Consider the following 15,988-nt stretch of genomic DNA (forward strand, 5'->3'; position numbering starts at 1 on the left):
AAGCGGCCGGACGGAAAACGCCGACTTGCGGTCGCTACGCGAGTTCAAGCATCATGGGACCATGTTTACGATCAGGCGGTCTCGCGTAGATGAGGGCAGTCGCATTGTCGCAATCTGGCGTGCGGCTGTCGATGCGACACACGATTTCCTTGCGGACGAAGATCGCGTCGCGATCGAGAGCGAGGTTAAAGATTTCTTGCCACAAGCCCCATTGTGGCTGGCTGTTGATAAAGTCGATCGTCCGCTCGCCTTCATGCTGATGGACGGTAGGCATATGGAGGCACTGTTCGTTGATCCGGCTTTTCATGGGCACGGTGTCGGGGCTGAACTCGTGCGGCATGGACTCGCGCTGCATCCAGACATGACGACGGACGTGAATGAACAGAACCGCCAAGCGATTGGCTTCTATGAACGCATGGGCTTTCGCCGCACTGGCCGCTCGCCACGGGATGGGCAAGGTAGGCCATACCCGCTGATCCACCTCGCCTATCAGAACTGAGCGAGCGTCCGCTAACCTGCCATTAGCGGTCGCCTACCCGTCGCCGGAACCCGCCCGAGAGCGGACAGGCTGCTAACGTCCATAATCGGTCATCCGCCGACCAGTTCGGCGGTTGCCCGCTCCGCGCCAATCGGCGACTATTGGACGGAGAGGCGACCAGTCGGCCGATACGAGGTATAGTTCAGGATCTCGTTTGCCCTGCGTCGTACATAGCTCTGTTGCTCCGCAGTCAACTTGCCGCCGTTTTCGCGGAGCATGCTGTCGACTTCTGCACGGAGCTCTTGTGCGCGTTTGAGCTTCTGTCGCCGCATCGTGGGCGTGTCGCTGGGAGGGATCATCGCATCGCTTCGGAAGAGCGGCTCGTATGTTGAGTAGTTCGGCCCATTCATCGAGGGCTGCGAACCCGACAGCCCCTGTGCCGACGCAACAGCAGGTAAGAGGATTGAACAGAGCGCCAGTGCGGGTCTCACCGTTTTTCCCCATCCATTTTGCTAACAGTGAATGACTAGGCGGTCGATCGGGTCAATAGTTTGATGAAATTCAACGATCCTTATGTCTCTTAAGTTCACTCTGGCGGCCGCTCAGAGCCGCATGAACGAGCGGCAGGTTTTCGGATTGGTGCCGAACAGGGCTTAACGGCTAAGGCGGAACGCGAAGCCGCGACCAGTTGAGTCTGCGCGACAAGCCACTTACGTCTGTTTACCAGGCCAAGCCGACATTCCGCCTTCCCTCGCACAGCCCGCCGCGCTTCAATCCAGCCGCATGGCTTCCCCGGCCAGCGCTTCCGCCTCGATCAGGAGTGCGTCGTCTGCGCTGCCGGTGGTGACTCGTTCGCGGCCGATCAGGACGAGCACCGGCACGGCAAGCGGGGAGACGCGGGGGAGGTCGACGTGGAGCATCGTGCCGGCGGCTCGATCGAGCAGGTCGGCGAGGCGGCCGACGTCCGTCATGCGGGCGCGGGCGTCCGCCCAGGCCGCCTCGAGCAGAATATGACCGGGCTCGTATTTGCGTAGCACGTCATAGATGAGGTCGGTGGAGAAGGTGACTTGCTTGCCCGTCTTGCGCTTGCCGGGGTGCTGCCGCTCGACAAGACCGCCGATGACGGCGACTTCGCGGAACGCGCGCTTCAGCAGGTGCGATTGCTGCACCCAGTCGACGAATTCATGTTCGAGAATGTCGGACGAGAACAGCGCCGCGGGATCGGTGACGGGATCGATCGAATAAGTGGCGATGGCATAATCGTTGGCGACGAAGCCAAGCGGTTTCAGCCCCGCCGTCTCCATGCGACGGGTAATGAGCATGCCGAGCGACTGGTGCGCGTTCCACCCCTCAAAGGAATAGGCCACCATGTAGTTGCGCCCTTCACGCGGAAAGGTTTCGACGAGGAGCTGGTCGGGCCGCGGGAGGGCGGAGCGGCGGGCCTGAATTTCCAGCCATTCGCGCACGTCATCGGGGAAGCGCCCCCATTCGGCCGGCGTGTTGAGGAAGCTGCGCACGCGATCGGCGAGGTTGGTGGAAAGCGGCATACGGCTGCCGCCATACGTCGGGATACGCGCAGGCCGCGCGGTGGCGCGGACGATCAGATCCTCGGTGTCGATCTTCTCGACCTCAAGACTCAGACCAGCGAAGAAAAAAGTGTCGCCGTGGGCGAGCGTGGCGGCGAAGGCCTCCTCCACCTTGCCCAGCGTGCGGCCGTTGCGGAAGCGGACCTTGAGCATCGTCGCCTCGACGATGATCCCGGCGTTGAGACGATGCTGCGCGATGAACTTCGGGTGGCTGACGCGCCAGAGGCCGTCGGCATCCTGCGTCAGCCGCTTGAAACGATCATAGGCGCGTAGCGAATAGCCACCGTCGCGAATGAAGCCGAGCACCTTGTCGAACAGCTCGTCCGTGAGTGCCGAATAGGGCAGCGCGGAGCGGATTTCGTCCAGCAATGCCTGCTGATCGAACGGCGCGGCGCAGGCGCAAGCCATCACGTGCTGCGCCAGCACGTCGAGCGCGCCCATCCGGAAGATGTCGGTGTCGAGCTCGCCGGCCTCCACCGCGTCCAGCGCAGCGCGTGCCTCGAGATATTCGAAGCGGTTGCCGGGGACGACGATCGCTTCCGACGGCTCATCGAGGCGATGGTTGCTGCGGCCGATGCGCTGGAGCAGGCGCGAGGAGCCCTTGGGAGCGCCCATCTGGATCACGCAATCGACATCGCCCCAGTCGACGCCCAGATCGAGGCTGGCGGTGGCAACCAAAGCGCGCAGGCGGCCGGCCGCCATCGCCGCCTCCACCTTGCGCCGCGCCTCCTTCTCCAGGCTGCCGTGATGGATGCCGATCGGCAGCTGCATGTCGTTCGCCTTCCACAGATCCTGGAAGATCAGCTCGGCCAAGCTGCGCGTGTTGCAGAAGACGATGGTGGTCTTGTGCGTTTCGATCTCCGCCATCACCTGCGCCGCGGCGTAGCGACCGGAATGGCCGGCCCAGGGGACGCGATCCTCAGGCAGCAGGATGTCGATGTTCGGATCGACGCCGGTTTCCCCCTGCACCAGGCTGACGCTGTCGATATCGCCGTCGGGCGCGAGCCAAGCGCGATAGCCGTCCGGGTCCGCGACGGTGGCGGACAGCGCGACGCGCCGCATCGTCGGGGCGATCGCCTGAAGGCGCGCCATGCACAGCGACAGGAGGTCGCCGCGCTTGCCGGTGGCAAAGGCGTGCACTTCGTCGATCACGATGGTGCGCAGGCCAGCGAACATGGTGAAGCTGTCGGGGTAACTGAGCAGCAGCGACAAGGACTCGGGCGTGGTGAGCAGGATCTGCGGCGGCCTTGCCCGTTGGCGGGCCTTGCGATCGGATGGCGTGTCGCCCGTGCGCGTCTCCACGCGGATGTCGACCCCCATTTCCTCGAGCGGCGTGACGAGGTTGCGCTGGATGTCGACCGCCAGTGCCTTCAGCGGCGAGACGTAGAGGGTGTGGAGGCCATCGATCGGTTGCTCGATGAGCTCGGCCAAGGTCGGGAGAAAGCCGGCCAGCGTCTTGCCCGCGCCAGTCGCCGCCACGAGCAAAGCGTGTCGCCCGGCGCGGCCTTGCGCGAGCATGTCGAGTTGATGGCGGCGGGGGGACCAGCCCCGCTTGTCGAACCAATCGGCGAGCGGGGTGGGTAGATCAGGCGTCATTGAAGCTGGATATAGGATCGCCCCCGGCATGGCGGAATGGAGGCGCCGCATGGCGCACGGCACCTTCTGCGGTGACGGTCGTGCTGAACTCGCTTCGGCATCCATTGCGCGACAAGCAGGGTCGCTGCGGGAAGAGGAATGGACGACGAAGAAAGTCCGGGGTGACGGCAGGCGTGCGCGCGAGCGTCAGACAATCGCCATCACCCGAGCAGAACCCTTACCCGCGAAGGGCGTCGTCGCGCGATTGCTCCTTGTACATCTCCCGCGTGGCACGTTCCGTCTGCGCGTCCTGCGCCGGCGTGGTCTTGTTGCGCAGCTTCGCAAAGGCAAGCGCAAGACCGAGGATGATGAATCCGCCGATCACGATGAAGGCCCAGAGGCTGTCGCCGGTTGCTTGATGTTCCATGTCGAACTCTCCCAATCCTTGCAGGCAGAACGAGGAGGTGGGGCGATTTGATCCGTTCGTGCGTAATGGCGATATGCCCAAGCTCGGCGATTGGCTGGAATCACATCCCCACGGCATTTACGTTCGACCGGCGGACGCCTGGGTTGATCCTTCAACCCCGCAGGCGAAAGCACTGGTCACCCACGGCCATGCCGATCACGCGCGTGGCGGGCATGGCGAAGTCTGGGCCACGCCCGAGACGCTGGCGATTATGGACGCCCGCTATGGCGAACAGGTCGGCAACCCGGTCGCTTATGGCGAGACGGTCCGGCTGGGCGATGTGGAGGCGACGTTCGTGCCCGCCGGGCATGTGCTCGGCTCCGCGCAGATCCTGCTCGAGCATCGCGGCGAACGCATCGTCGTGTCGGGTGATTACAAGCGGCGCGCCGACCCCACCTGTGCGCCGTTCCAGCCGATCGCGTGTGACGTGTTCATCACCGAGGCGACGTTCGGCCTGCCGGTCTTCCGCCACCCGGATACGGGGGACGAGATCGACAAATTGGTCGCGCGGCTTCACGCCAATCCCGACCGCTGCGTGCTGGTCGGCGCCTATGCGCTGGGCAAGGCACAGCGGGTGATCGCCGAACTTCGCGAACGCGGGCATGAGGCGCCGATCTACATTCACGGCGCGCTGCAGCGTCTGTGCGACCTTTATGCCGAGCACGGCGTGCGGCTGGGCGAGCTGATCCCGGTGGCGGGCGTGGCGAAGGCGGCGATGGCGGGGCACGTGGTGATGTGCCCCCCCAGTGCGCTTAACGATCGCTGGTCACGCCGGCTGCCCGACCCGATCACCGCCATGGCAAGCGGCTGGATGCGGGTGCGCCAGCGCGCGCGCCAGAAACTGGTCGAGCTGCCGCTGATCATGTCCGACCATGCTGACTGGGACGAGCTGACCCAGACGATCGAGGAGATCGCGCCGCGCGAGGTGTGGGTGACGCATGGACGCGAGGAAGCGCTGATCCACTGGTGTGCGATGCGCCAGATCAAGGCGCGGGCGCTGGCGCTGGTCGGCTTCGAAGACGAGGACGACTGAAGCAGAAGGACGAAGCGGCGCGCCGCCGCGCGTGACCGGCTGGACGTGCCAGCGAACCGGGATAGGGTTCAGCGTGGGAGGGCCGATTGGATCAGACGCTGTTCCGTTCCGACAACCTCTTGGTACGGCGGGCGGGGATGCGCGGCGGTACGGTGATCGTCACCTTTGGCTCCTACACCACCGAACCGATATTGGATCGCCCCGGCTTCGCCGAGGAGTTCCTGCACACGGCACAGATCGATGCCATCCACGTGATCAACCGCCGCAACCGATGGTATCAGCACCCGGAGCGCCCTGCCGCACTCGCCGCCATTGCCGCCGTGACCGGTGACTATGATCGGGTGATCACATACGGTTCAAGCATGGGAGGGTATGCCGCCCTGCGTTATGCCCTGCCTTGCGGCGCCGACACCGCGATCGCGCTGTCGCCGCAGTTTTCGGCCGATCCTCGGATCGTGCCATGGGAAACCAGGTGGCAGGCCGATGTCGCCCGGACGCGGTTCGATGAGCCGGCCTATCACGGCGCCGCGCACGAATATGTCTTCTACGACCCGCGCGTGCGGCTGGACCAGCGCCATGCGGAGATGATCGCGGGGGCGGATGGGGCGACGTGTATCCCCATCCCCTTCGGCGGCCATCCGGTTGGGCCCTTGCTGGTGGAAACGGGAGCATTGCAGCAAGCGATCCGCTCGATCGTTGCCGGCGACTTCGACCCGGCCAGCGTACGGGCGCGCATCCGGCGCGAGCGACGGCGGTCACAGCATCAGCATTTCGTGCTGGCGCGGCGTTGCGCGGCCCGGCGACCGCAGACTGCGCTTCGCCTGCTGGAGCGAGCGGCCGAGATCGAGCCGGAATCGCATATCCTGAGCGCGCAGGCCGCGCTGCTCGATGATCTGGGACGATTCACGGAAGCAGCGCCGCTTCACCATGCCGCGGTAACCCGCACACCCGGGAACGCGCACGCCTGGGCCGGCCTTGCCCGGCACCGGGAACTGCTCGGCAATACGGCAGCCGCGGCCGACACCCTGCGGATGGCCGCGCAGCGCCAGAGCGGCTCGATGCTGCTGTTCGTGCGCGCACGGCAAGTTCGCTTATGGTTGCGCCGCCACCGGCTCGGCGTTCTCGATCGCTGGGCAGGGCGCGCCATCGCGCGAAGCACGGGCTCGCGCCTTCACGCCTATCTCCTGCGCACGATCGGCAGGTATTTGAGATGATCTAGCGGAGCCGACGGATCGGCACCGGAAGGTTGCAGATGTCCGCCGCGCCGGCGGGCCGGATGAAGAACGAATCCTGCCGATTGGCCCGCGCCGCTGCGTACCGCGACCAGCTGCCGGATCTGGTGGACAGATACGCGAAGGCGGGCCGCTCGGTTGCGGGCAACTCACTGACCAAGCGGATCTGCCGAATGGGCACGCGCTGTTCGGCCCGTTCGTAAAAGCCGAGGCCGAGGCTTCCCCGCGGAAGGCTGGAAAGATGCTCGATCCCCTCAATCACGCGCCCGACCACCGCGATGTTGCGATCGAGGTGTCGGGGCGCGTGGCCGATCACCGCATAGAGCTCCGCGCCGGTGCCGGTATTTGGCGACACATCGCGGCCAACGCCGACCATGCCGTAGCAATGCACCGGCCAAGCGGCGCCACCGCCCTGCCCGTCTGCACCGACGGGCCAGCCGCGATAGAAGAAGGTGGCCGGCGCATAGACGTCCGAGGGGCCGGGCGTCAGCTCTTCAGGGCGCAATGCAGCACGGTCAGTGGTATAGTCGCTGTCCGCAGCTACGGTGAGGTGCGGCGGCAGCGGCTTCTTCTCCGTCGCATCGCCCCATTGCGCGACATAATTGTCCTGCACCCGATTGACGCTTGTTTCGTCCCACCAGTGCGCAGCGGCGAGCCGGCGCACATTGGCGACCCAGGGACGCGCGAACGGTTCGGCGATCAACTGAATCACGATCCGCCGCTGGCTCTCGCCGGGTTTGGCGGCAAGATCCATCACCAGCAAGTCATCGGCAGCGATCTCGACCCATTCCGCGGCAGGTGCCGCTGCGACGATCTCGCTGGGCGATTGCGGGCTGGGCGAAGCGCGGCCCGCGGCTTGCGCGGCGGCAGCCTGGGCGATGAGCAGGGAGAGGAGAAAAGCGGCCATTACCGCACCGTGACGCGGCATAATGCGCTAGGCAATGCGCAAACGCTTGCGCCGAACGCGCGGGCAGCTTAGGGCGCGCTACTTCCAGGTATGCGGAGCGGTGGCCGAGTGGTCGAAGGCGCTCGCCTGGAAAGTGAGTATACGGCAAAACCGTATCGAGGGTTCGAATCCCTCCCGCTCCGCCAATCAGTCTCCAAATACTTACCTTACTCCATTTTCCTCCCGGGAGTGGCGCGCTTCCGCGCGGCTTCCGTCCGCTTTCGTGGTCTCCCCGGCTTGGGTCAGCCTGGTGCCGGTCCCACGACTTACAGCCCGGTCGATCTGGTCGCTCCGGGCGTCAGAAACGCCGGTGCGCCCGCGGCTCACAAGTGCAGCAATGCTTGTTGCACAGCGAAGTCGAGCGGAATGCGCAGGTAAACGGCCATCACCGTGCAGACCCTTACGCGCCCACCCGATCAGAGGCGCTTGCCGCGAGCGTTTGCTCGATGGCGCGTCGCTCGTCTGGGCTGGTGCGCTGGATCACGCCCTTGACGGCGAGGCGCTCGATTGTGTCGGGATCAAGGGCGAGCCACTGCCCCAGGATCTCGTCGCTATGCTCGCCCATCAGAGGCGCCGATCGCATCGGGGCTGCCGGTAGCCGGCTATGTGCTTGCCGTGCTTCGGCGGTGACAGGGTCTGCCAGGAAGGGGTGATGCTCGCACCGCAGAAGGTGCCGCTCAGAGACATAGTCGAACGCCGGAAGGTCCCCCACCCGCAACATCCGGGCGACGGGAACGCCGGCGGCCTGCAAGCGGCGCATCGCATCGTCGGCGTCCATACAAGCCAGCCATTCCTCCAAAGGCTGTCCCTCGCACACCGAAGCGACAGCGGCGGAATCGGCATCGGTGCGCATCGTCAGCGCGATCCACTCGTCATCGCCGCTGCACCGGTACACCGCCGAGCGCTCGCCTTGCGCAGGAGCGCCGGTCGACGCTCGTGCGATCTCGGCGCCGAACTGGGCGAGCATGACCTCCGCCTGGGCGATGCTGGCGTGGCCTCCCTGCCCGGTCCGCTCACGTCGGATCAGCAATGCCACCGCGGCGATCGCCCCGACGCGGCCGGCGACATGGTCGGGGTAGATGGTGATGGAGTCGCTGAAGCTTTCGGGATCATCGGCGTAGCGCCACGCTTCCGTCAGGCCCGTGGCAGCCCTCACGAGCGGGCCATAGCCCATCCGCTTGCTCCAAGGCCCGCTATCCCCGAACGCGGAACTCTCCACGCTGATCACGCGCGGATTGGCGGCTTTGAGGACATCACGGCCGAGACCAAGCGACTGCATCGTCCCGGGCTTGAAGTTGGAGAGTACCACATCCGCCTGCCCAACCAGGCGAAGGAAGAGCGCCTTGCCGTCCGGGTCACGCAGATCGAGACCGACACTTCGCTTGTTGCGGTGCCCGGCCGCGAAGCTCGCCGACAGGCCATAAGGCAAATAGGATTGGCGATTGCCATCCGGAAAGGCAGCGCTCTCCACCTTGACGACGTCGGCACCCTGATCGGCCAGCAGGCGACCAGTCTCGGCACCGACGACGATGACGCCGAGGTCCAGCACCTTCAGCCCCTCGAAAGGCCGGGACAGATGATGTGCGCTTGTCGTCAGGCGAGCCTGCGCATGGTCAGCCTCTGGCGTCATCCGCTCTCCGTCCACGATGATGCACCCGTTGGGGACGGGATAGGTCGCACCATCCACGGCTTCGCTCCGGAAAGATGCACGTTCAACGAAGTGCGGCAGCATTGGCGCTTCAGCGAGCGTCGACAAACCACTCAGCGGCACGCCGTGCGAGATGGCACCCGCTTCAAGTTCCGCCCGGGTCTTGTCCGCAAAGAAGGCGGCGATCGCCGGCAGAAGATCAGGTGACTTGTAACGGACGGCCGTCTTGTTGAAGCTCGGGTCGGAGAAGGCAGGCGGTTCGCCCATCCAGCGGAACATGCCCTGCCACTGCCGTGCTGCGAGCAGGCACAGGCGTACGTGACCGTCGGCACAGGGGATGATGGGATATTGAAAGCCCTTGGCCGGTCGATCGCGCGATAACAGATGCGCAGGCCGCCCCAGGGTGGCGCTGCCCCCAATCCCGAAGCCCGGATCAAGCGCCTGCACGGCGCCGTCCAACGCGGCAAAGTCGATGCGGTCACCCTGTCCGGTCCGCAGGGCAAGGAAGTAGGATTGCAGGGCCAGGAACGCCGCCTGCACCGCCGCGCACTGCCACGCGAGTTGGCCCGGCGGCAGCAGCGGCTCACGTCCGCGGATGCCGGAGCGCGACAGTTCGCCTGAAAGCGCATTCAAGATGGCGTCGCTCGCCTGCCAGCCCGAGAAGGAATTCCCGTGCCCGAATGGACTGACGCTGACGATGACCTGCGCCGGTAGGCGCCAGCTCGGCTGGAGGCCGCAATCCTCGACAATGATATCCGCGGCGGCGAGCAGGGCCGCCGCTTGGGGTGCGTGATGATCGAAAGGATGCATCGTCTTGCCGAGATTAGCGATGCGATTCGACAAGCTGTCCCCTGCCGCGGCAACCACGATGCGATCCACCTGCGCGCCAAGCTCGGCCAGATACCGTGTGGTCACGCTCAGCGGGCCGTGCACCGCATCGACCACCCGGACCCCCCTCAGAGGCCGGTCAACTGCCATCTTCCTCTCCCAACCTCTTGCCGCGCGCTTTATCTAGGGTCATTAGGTTATCAGACACAAGCGGCTGATGGCCGCGATCAGCGGGAGAGTGAGATGGCCAGCGCGGCAGCAACAAGCTTCACCATGACGATCGACGGCGCCGCCGCGCCCACGGCGACCTCGCTGCCGGTGCGCAACCCGGCGACAGGTGAGGTGTTCGCCGAGGCTCCCGACGCGACCCCCGCCGATCTCGATCGGGCGGTCGCTGCTGCGACCCGCGCCTTTGCGACCTGGAAGAATGTACCGATCGCGGAGCGCAAGGCAGCGCTGATCAAGGCAGCCGAGATCATCGAGGCCAATGCCGACGAGCTGGCCAGCCTGTTCGTCAAGGAACAGGGCCGTCCCTACCCCGGCGCCAAGGGCGAGGTGCTGGGCGGTGCGATGTGGATGAAGGCGACCACCATGCTCGACATCCCCGTCGAAGTGACGGAGGAGACCGACACCCGCCGGATCGAGGTGCATCACGTGCCGCTGGGTGTCGTCTGCGGAATCGTGCCGTGGAACTTTCCGGTGCTGCTGGCAGTGTGGAAGATCGCGCCGGCCATCATGGCCGGCAACACGCTGGTCCTGAAGCCTTCGCCCTTTACCCCGCTTACCACGCTACGGATCGGTGAGCTGATCCGCGATTGCTTTCCTGCCGGTGTATTCAACGTCATTTCGGGCGGAGACGCGCTGGGACCGCTGATGACGGCGCACAAGGGATTCGCCAAGATCAGCTTTACCGGCTCCACGGCGACGGGGCGCCGCGTGATGGAAAGCGCCGCCAAGGACTTGAAGCGTATCACGCTCGAGCTGGGCGGAAACGACGCGGCGATCGTGCTGCCGGACGTTGATGTCGATGCGGTGGCGGAACAGCTGTTCGAGGGCGCGTTTCACAACACCGCGCAGGTGTGCGTTGCGACCAAGCGGCTGTTCATCCACGCCGATATCTATGACCAGGTCCGGGACCGGCTGCACGAGCTCGCCAAAGCCACGCCGGTCGGTGACGGTGCCGAGCAGGGCAATCGCTACGGCCCGATCCAGAACGAGGCACAGTATCGCCGCGTGCTCGGTCTTCTCGACGATGCGCGGGCGAACGGGCTGACGCTGCTGGAAGGCGGTGAGGTGCCGCAGCGTGGCTATTTCGTGCCGCTGACGCTGGTCGACAACCCGCCCGACGACGCTCGCGTCGTAGTGGAGGAAGCCTTTGGGCCGGTACTGCCGCTGCTCAAGTGGACGGACGTGGACGACGTGATCGCGCGCGCCAACGACACCGAATACGGCCTTGCCGGGGCAGTCTGGTCCGCCAACGTCGAGAAGGCGACCGAGATAGCCCACCAGCTCGATACGGGCACGGTGTGGATCAACCAGAACCTGCAATCGACGCCCTTCACGCCGCTGGCTGGCGCTAAGCAATCCGGCTTCGGGCAGGAGAACGGGCTGGCTGGCTTGCTCGAGTTCACCCGGCCGAAGTCGATCTTCATTCCCAAGCAACCTGCAGGCACCATCCCCGAAGCAGTGGTTGCGGCGCCATGAAGCTGACGCCCGAAGACGAGGCCTTTCGCACAGAGGTTCGCGCCTTTCTCGCCGAGAAGCTGACGCCCGCGATCCGCGCGGCGGGTAGCCGCATGACGAGCGTCTACGCCGATCACAAGGCACAGATGGCGTGGCAGGCGATCCTCCACCAACGCGGCTGGGCGGCACCGGCCTGGCCGAAGGAGCATGGCGGCGCCGGATGGACGGTCACGCAGCGCCACATCTTCGAGCGGGAGCGCGTCCTCGCCGGCGCGCCGCCCACCTCGCCAATGGGGATCAACATGGCCGGGCCGGCGATCATCCGCTTTGGCACGGAAGAGCAAAAGGCGTTCTTCCTACCGCGGATGCTGTCGGGCGAGCATTTCTGGTGTCAGGGCTATTCCGAACCGGGCGCCGGATCGGACCTTGCGGCGCTGCAGATGAAGGCCGAGCGCGACGGTGACGATCTCGTCTGTACCGGCAGCAAGATCTGGATCACCCATGCCAATGTCGCGAACTGGATGTTCTGCCTCGTCCGCACCGCGCGGGGTGAGCGCAAGCAGCAGGGCATCACGTTCCTGCTCGTGGACATGACAACGCCGGGTATCGAAGTGCGCCCGATCGTCATGGCGTCTGGCGAATGGATCCAGAATCAGGTGTTTTTCGACCAGGTACGCGTTCCGATTGCCAACGTTCTTGGCGCGATTGACGAGGGGTGGGGCGTCGCCAAATATCTGCTCGAGTTCGAACGGGGCGGCTCGGCCTATGCACCGCAGCTTCAGGTCAGGCTCGACGCATTGCGCGATCAAGCCGGGCCACTTGCCGAAGAGCCGCTATTTGCCAACAAGTTGACGGACCTTGAGATCCACATCGAGGTGCTCGACGCGCTTGAAAGCGAGTCCTTGTCGAAGCTGTCGCGGGGCGAGCAGCTTGGGGCCGATCCGTCGATCATGAAGATACTAGGTACGGAGTTGGCGGGGCGCTTGTCGGAACTCGAGCTTGAAGCTGCTGGACCCGTCGGCCGGGCATGGCAGCCCGGCGTGACCGAGCCGGGCGGTCCCGTTGTCGGCTATCCGGAAGCGGCGTCAGATTACTGCAGCGGCGAACGGTGGCAGGCGATCGCACCGCTTCGCTACCTCAATACACGCGCCGGCCTGATCTATGCCGGCACCAACGAGATCCAGCGGGGTATCATCGTCAAGGCGGCGCTTGGATTGTAGCCCGCAAGACCCTCTCCTTCGAAGGGAGCGCTGGGATGGACAGTGTTTCCCATAGACCTGCGCGCTCGGCTCGTCCCTCGGGCCTGCCACCTGCCCCTGCCCCCTCTTTCCAGGGGAAGGGGGCGTGTAGCTCCTCAAAAGGAGCGACTAAGCCGCGAGTTGCGCCGTCATCCGCCCAAAGCGCTGGCGGTACTGATCGGCGCTGCCGAGTTCGTGTTCGATCACCGTCAGGCGTTTGAAGCATCGGCCGACGAGCAGTTCCTGCGTCATGCCCATGCCCCCGTGCAGTTGAACCGCATTCTGCCCGACGAAGCGCCCGGCATCAGCCACCGTCACTTTCGCGGCACTGACCAGCCGCGCGCGCTCGGCCCAGTGGCCGCCGAACGCTTGGCAGGCGCGCGTCGCAATCGCCGTCGCCCGGCGGGACTGGATATACATGTCGGCAAGCCGATGCTGGATTACCTGGAAGTGCGCGATCGGCTGGCCGAATTGTTGGCGCTCCTTGGCATAGGCAACTGTGTCCCTGACTAGCCGCCGCATCAAACCGCTTGCTTCTGACGCGAGGCAGGCAAGCGCAATGTCACCCGCTTCGCTCAGCGCATCGTCGACATCCATCGCGAGCAGCGCGGCATCGGCGTTGATGAAGCGGAGGTCGGCGGCGCAGCGGCCATCGATCGTCGGATAAGCCTTGGCGATCACGCCTTCGGTCTTTGCGGATACCAGAAGAAGCGCGGACGCGTAGCTTTCGGTCCGCGCCGCCACGAGCAGGTACGCCGCAGACGCACCGTCTAGCACCAGCGGTGCGTCGCCATCGAGTCGCCAGCCCCCAGCCGTAGGTGTCGCGCTGACGCTTGGTCGAAGCCGTGGGTCGAGCCCCGCAACGGCGACCGTTGCGCCGTTCGCGATGTCCCGCAGCACGCCATCCCCGGCCGGCGTTCGAGCGCCCCGCAGCAGCTGCGCGGCAATGACGCATGTCTCAAGGAAGGATGTCGGCGCACAATGCTCGCCAAGCGTTCCAAGCACGGCTCCCGCCGTGGAAGCTTCCAGCCCGAGACCGCCCAGTTCCTCGGGCACAATCAACCCGAAAGCGCCCGCAGCTCGAAGGGCGGCCGACCCGTCGCGAGCGCTTGCCAGATGGCGGTCGAGCGCCTCGCGCAATGCCTGCTCCACGTTCAATCCTCCGGCGCGATGGTGATGCGCAGACCGTCGATTGAACCGTCGAAGCGCAACTGGCAGGACAGGCGCGAACGCTCACTGCGATGTTCGGAGCTGTCGAGCAGTTCGTGCTCGTCCGGGCCGAGCGGGCCAAGGCGGTCAAGCTGATCCTCGTCCACATAGACGTGGCATGTCGCACACGAACAACTGCCGCCGCACATGGCGAGCAGTTCGTCGAACCCGTTGTCGCGGATCACCTCCATGACGCTGAGCCCGGCCTCGCCAGCTACTTCATGCTCGGTACCGTCGCGCGTCCTAACGATCAGCTGCGGCATCTACAGCAACGTCTCCAGCGCTTCGTAATAGCGGATCACGTTCTCCTCGAGCCCGCAATAGACGGTGCTTTCGGGCACACCCGCGTTCAACCCCTCCTGGCTGATCTGCGCCGCGCGGAAGTCCTCTCCCGCGAACACCTTGATGATCAGGTCGTAGGAGCGTTCGAACACCTCTTCCGCTTTGGGCGTTGTCGCTGGACCGGGAGTGATCATGTAATAATGCACGATCGTCCGGTCGACGCCGTACGGCATCAGGATCATCACGCTCGTGTAATATTGGCTGGTGACGATCACGACATTCGGGAATGCGGTATAGGCGTGGGTGACAAGCTTGTGGACGTTCATGTCCGCATCCTCGTCCAGCATCGACGGCTCGTAGCCGATGCGCCCGGATACCTGACGGATGTTGACGCCGAACGTATCGCTGACGCTTGGCGCATCGACAAACAGAGCACCAATCGATGCCGCGTGCAGGCGCTGGACGTGATAACCCTCCAGAAAAGGCTCGAGAACGACTTTCCAATTGGCCTTCAGGTCGAAGGTCTTGCGACCGTAGACATGGCCGCCGGGGATGCCGAGCGCGGTGAAGTCTGCATCGATCTGGTCGTGCAGTTGTGACACGTCGAGCGGCCCGCCGTTCAGCTGCGCATAGATTACGCCGCCCCAGACGATGCTGGGCAACTCCTTCAGCCCGCGCTGATCCTTCATCACGCCTTCGAACATGTCCGAGCGGGCAACGCCGATCAGCTTGCCGTCGAGGCCATAGGCCCAGGCATGGTAGGGGCAAACCATTCGCCCCTGCTTGTGGACGGCGCAATCCTCCACCAGCTTCGCGCCCTTGTGCTGGCAAGCGTTGATGAAAACCTTGATCTCGTCGGCACGCGTCCGGGTAACGAGCAGGGGCTTGCCATAGGCCTCGATCGCGACAACCGACCCTGCCTCCGGCAATAGCGCCGATAGAGCGATCGGCACGGCGTGCTTCTGGAAGATCTTCGCCTGTTCGGCGTCGAACCGCTCGCGACCAGTGAAGATCTCGTTCGGACGCGTAGCCGCGAGTGGGACGTTGACAGCGTCCTTTTCGGCGGGAATCCGGCGAATAGCCGCCTGCTGACTGTCGGTCAGGTCGGACAGCCGGGTCACGCGGCGCTCGGCCGGCCTCGCTATGTCGGCGACGAAGTTCATGGTCGCACCTCTCCTGTTTGTCGGCACGTCATACCCCATCTAAAAACTAATGGCAATAGTTTTACGTCTCTTTGAGGGGAACATTCGGGTCCGCGAGCCGCGCGGGATCGGGCGCGGCGCGGGCCTCGACCAGTTTGCGGCCCTGGACGTAATCCTTGACCGCATTGACGCAATCGAGCGCGATGACGCGGCCGGCCTTCAGGTAGATGATCGAGAAGCTGCGGGTGGCCGGGTCACCGCGCAGGACGGTGGCGTCATGGCCGATCGAGAGGCCGACGGTCTGCAGCTTCAGATCATATTGGTTGGACCAGAACCAGGGCACCGCGTGATAGGAGGCGTCCTGCCCTGCGATCGTCTTCGCCACGACATTGGCCTGGTCATTGGCGTTCTGTACCGATTCAAGCCGAATGTCGGCATCGTCGGCAAAGCCGTTGGCGTGGAGCGCGCAATCGCCGATCGCGAAGACGTCGGGCAGGCTGGTGCGGCATTGCGCGTCGACCGCGACGCCATTGCCGCCGACCGCGCCCGCGGCAAGCAGCGGCTCGACCGCGGGGATGATGCCGATGCCGACGATGACGAGTTGCGCGGGGATGACGCTGCCGTCGGAAAGGCGCACGCCAG

The 15,988-nt window shown here is 65.0% G+C and carries 13 protein-coding genes and 1 tRNA gene; 6 read left to right on the plus strand and 8 right to left on the minus strand.

The annotated features are described in order from the left end of the window. The first annotated feature begins 61 nt into the window (after nucleotides 1-61). Complete coding sequence (locus LK535_RS10800) at nucleotides 62-499, plus strand: acetyltransferase (RefSeq protein WP_227771935.1); 438 nt, start codon at nucleotides 62-64, stop codon at nucleotides 497-499. A 749-nt stretch (nucleotides 500-1,248) separates the two neighbouring features. On the opposite strand, the gene LK535_RS10805 is transcribed toward LK535_RS10800, so the two are convergent. Next, nucleotides 1,249-3,660 carry a ligase-associated DNA damage response DEXH box helicase gene (locus LK535_RS10805; RefSeq protein WP_227771899.1) on the minus strand — a complete coding sequence of 804 codons (2,412 nt, stop codon included), beginning with the start codon at nucleotides 3,658-3,660 and terminating at the stop codon, nucleotides 1,249-1,251. Between the two features lie 217 nt (nucleotides 3,661-3,877). Then, nucleotides 3,878-4,066, minus strand: a complete 189-nt coding sequence (locus LK535_RS10810) for a hypothetical protein (RefSeq protein ID WP_227771900.1) — start codon at nucleotides 4,064-4,066, stop codon at nucleotides 3,878-3,880. A gap of 73 nt (nucleotides 4,067-4,139) precedes the next feature. Between LK535_RS10810 and LK535_RS10815 the strand changes: the two genes are divergently transcribed. Both LK535_RS10815 and LK535_RS10820 read left to right on the plus strand, forming a co-directional pair. After that, nucleotides 4,140-5,138, plus strand: coding sequence for a ligase-associated DNA damage response exonuclease (locus LK535_RS10815; protein ID WP_227771936.1), 999 nt, complete (start codon nucleotides 4,140-4,142; stop codon nucleotides 5,136-5,138). Between the two features lie 86 nt (nucleotides 5,139-5,224). Continuing rightward, nucleotides 5,225-6,352, plus strand: a complete 1,128-nt coding sequence (locus LK535_RS10820) for a tetratricopeptide repeat protein (RefSeq protein ID WP_227771901.1) — start codon at nucleotides 5,225-5,227, stop codon at nucleotides 6,350-6,352. A 1-nt stretch (nucleotide 6,353) separates the two neighbouring features. Here LK535_RS10820 and LK535_RS10825 read toward each other — a convergent pair whose 3' ends face one another. Beyond that, a complete protein-coding gene (locus tag LK535_RS10825; protein ID WP_227771902.1) occupies nucleotides 6,354-7,277 on the minus strand; it encodes a peptidylprolyl isomerase in 924 nt (307 codons plus the stop codon). A 94-nt stretch (nucleotides 7,278-7,371) separates the two neighbouring features. Here LK535_RS10825 and LK535_RS10830 point away from each other — a divergent pair. Then, nucleotides 7,372-7,462: transfer RNA gene (locus LK535_RS10830), tRNA-Ser, on the plus strand. Nucleotides 7,463-7,716: 254 nt separating this feature from the next. Here LK535_RS10830 and LK535_RS10835 read toward each other — a convergent pair. Then, the gene (locus tag LK535_RS10835) at nucleotides 7,717-9,942 is read right to left on the minus strand and encodes a CaiB/BaiF CoA-transferase family protein (protein ID WP_227771903.1); all 2,226 of its coding nucleotides are present in this window, start codon (nucleotides 9,940-9,942) and stop codon (nucleotides 7,717-7,719) included. A gap of 93 nt (nucleotides 9,943-10,035) precedes the next feature. Between LK535_RS10835 and LK535_RS10840 the strand changes: the two genes are divergently transcribed. Together LK535_RS10840 and LK535_RS10845 are read left to right on the plus strand one after the other, a co-directional pair. Then, a complete protein-coding gene (locus LK535_RS10840; RefSeq protein ID WP_227771904.1) occupies nucleotides 10,036-11,496 on the plus strand; it encodes an aldehyde dehydrogenase family protein in 1,461 nt (486 codons plus the stop codon). Further along, nucleotides 11,493-12,695 (plus strand): acyl-CoA dehydrogenase family protein, encoded by a 1,203-nt coding sequence (locus LK535_RS10845; RefSeq protein WP_227771905.1) that lies wholly within the window; start codon nucleotides 11,493-11,495, stop codon nucleotides 12,693-12,695. The genes LK535_RS10840 and LK535_RS10845 overlap by 4 nt, the downstream gene beginning before the upstream one ends. A gap of 147 nt (nucleotides 12,696-12,842) precedes the next feature. Here LK535_RS10845 and LK535_RS16935 read toward each other — a convergent pair whose 3' ends face one another. The 4 genes from LK535_RS16935 to LK535_RS10865 all read right to left on the minus strand — a co-directional run. Beyond that, complete coding sequence (locus tag LK535_RS16935; protein ID WP_227771906.1) at nucleotides 12,843-13,865, minus strand: acyl-CoA dehydrogenase family protein; 1,023 nt, start codon at nucleotides 13,863-13,865, stop codon at nucleotides 12,843-12,845. A gap of 2 nt (nucleotides 13,866-13,867) precedes the next feature. Then, a complete protein-coding gene (locus LK535_RS10855) occupies nucleotides 13,868-14,185 on the minus strand; it encodes a 2Fe-2S iron-sulfur cluster-binding protein (protein WP_227771907.1) in 318 nt (105 codons plus the stop codon). Further along, nucleotides 14,186-15,367: an aromatic ring-hydroxylating oxygenase subunit alpha gene (locus LK535_RS10860; protein WP_227771908.1), complete on the minus strand. Its 1,182-nt coding sequence runs from the start codon at nucleotides 15,365-15,367 to the stop codon at nucleotides 14,186-14,188. It lies immediately after the preceding gene. A gap of 61 nt (nucleotides 15,368-15,428) precedes the next feature. Beyond that, nucleotides 15,429-15,988, minus strand: a 560-nt coding sequence (locus LK535_RS10865) for an oxidoreductase C-terminal domain-containing protein (protein ID WP_227771909.1), incomplete at its 5' end; no start/stop codon positions are given.

It is taken from the genome of Sphingomonas sp. IC4-52 (assembly GCF_020707225.1).
Lineage (GTDB): Bacteria > Pseudomonadota > Alphaproteobacteria > Sphingomonadales > Sphingomonadaceae > Sphingomonas.

Excerpts from the sequence above, each read along its gene's own strand:
- LK535_RS10800 (WP_227771935.1), top strand. The coding sequence starts at position 62 with ATGTTTACGATCAGGCGGTCTCGCGTAGATGAGGGCAGTCGCATTGTC.
- LK535_RS10805 (WP_227771899.1), bottom strand. The coding sequence starts at position 3,660 with ATGACGCCTGATCTACCCACCCCGCTCGCCGATTGGTTCGACAAGCGG.
- LK535_RS10810 (WP_227771900.1), bottom strand. The coding sequence starts at position 4,066 with ATGGAACATCAAGCAACCGGCGACAGCCTCTGGGCCTTCATCGTGATC.
- LK535_RS10815 (WP_227771936.1), top strand. The coding sequence starts at position 4,140 with ATGCCCAAGCTCGGCGATTGGCTGGAATCACATCCCCACGGCATTTAC.
- LK535_RS10825 (WP_227771902.1), bottom strand. The coding sequence starts at position 7,277 with ATGGCCGCTTTTCTCCTCTCCCTGCTCATCGCCCAGGCTGCCGCCGCG.
- LK535_RS10835 (WP_227771903.1), bottom strand. The coding sequence starts at position 9,942 with ATGGCAGTTGACCGGCCTCTGAGGGGGGTCCGGGTGGTCGATGCGGTG.
- LK535_RS10840 (WP_227771904.1), top strand. The coding sequence starts at position 10,036 with ATGGCCAGCGCGGCAGCAACAAGCTTCACCATGACGATCGACGGCGCC.
- LK535_RS10845 (WP_227771905.1), top strand. The coding sequence starts at position 11,493 with ATGAAGCTGACGCCCGAAGACGAGGCCTTTCGCACAGAGGTTCGCGCC.
- LK535_RS10855 (WP_227771907.1), bottom strand. The coding sequence starts at position 14,185 with ATGCCGCAGCTGATCGTTAGGACGCGCGACGGTACCGAGCATGAAGTA.
- LK535_RS10860 (WP_227771908.1), bottom strand. The coding sequence starts at position 15,367 with ATGAACTTCGTCGCCGACATAGCGAGGCCGGCCGAGCGCCGCGTGACC.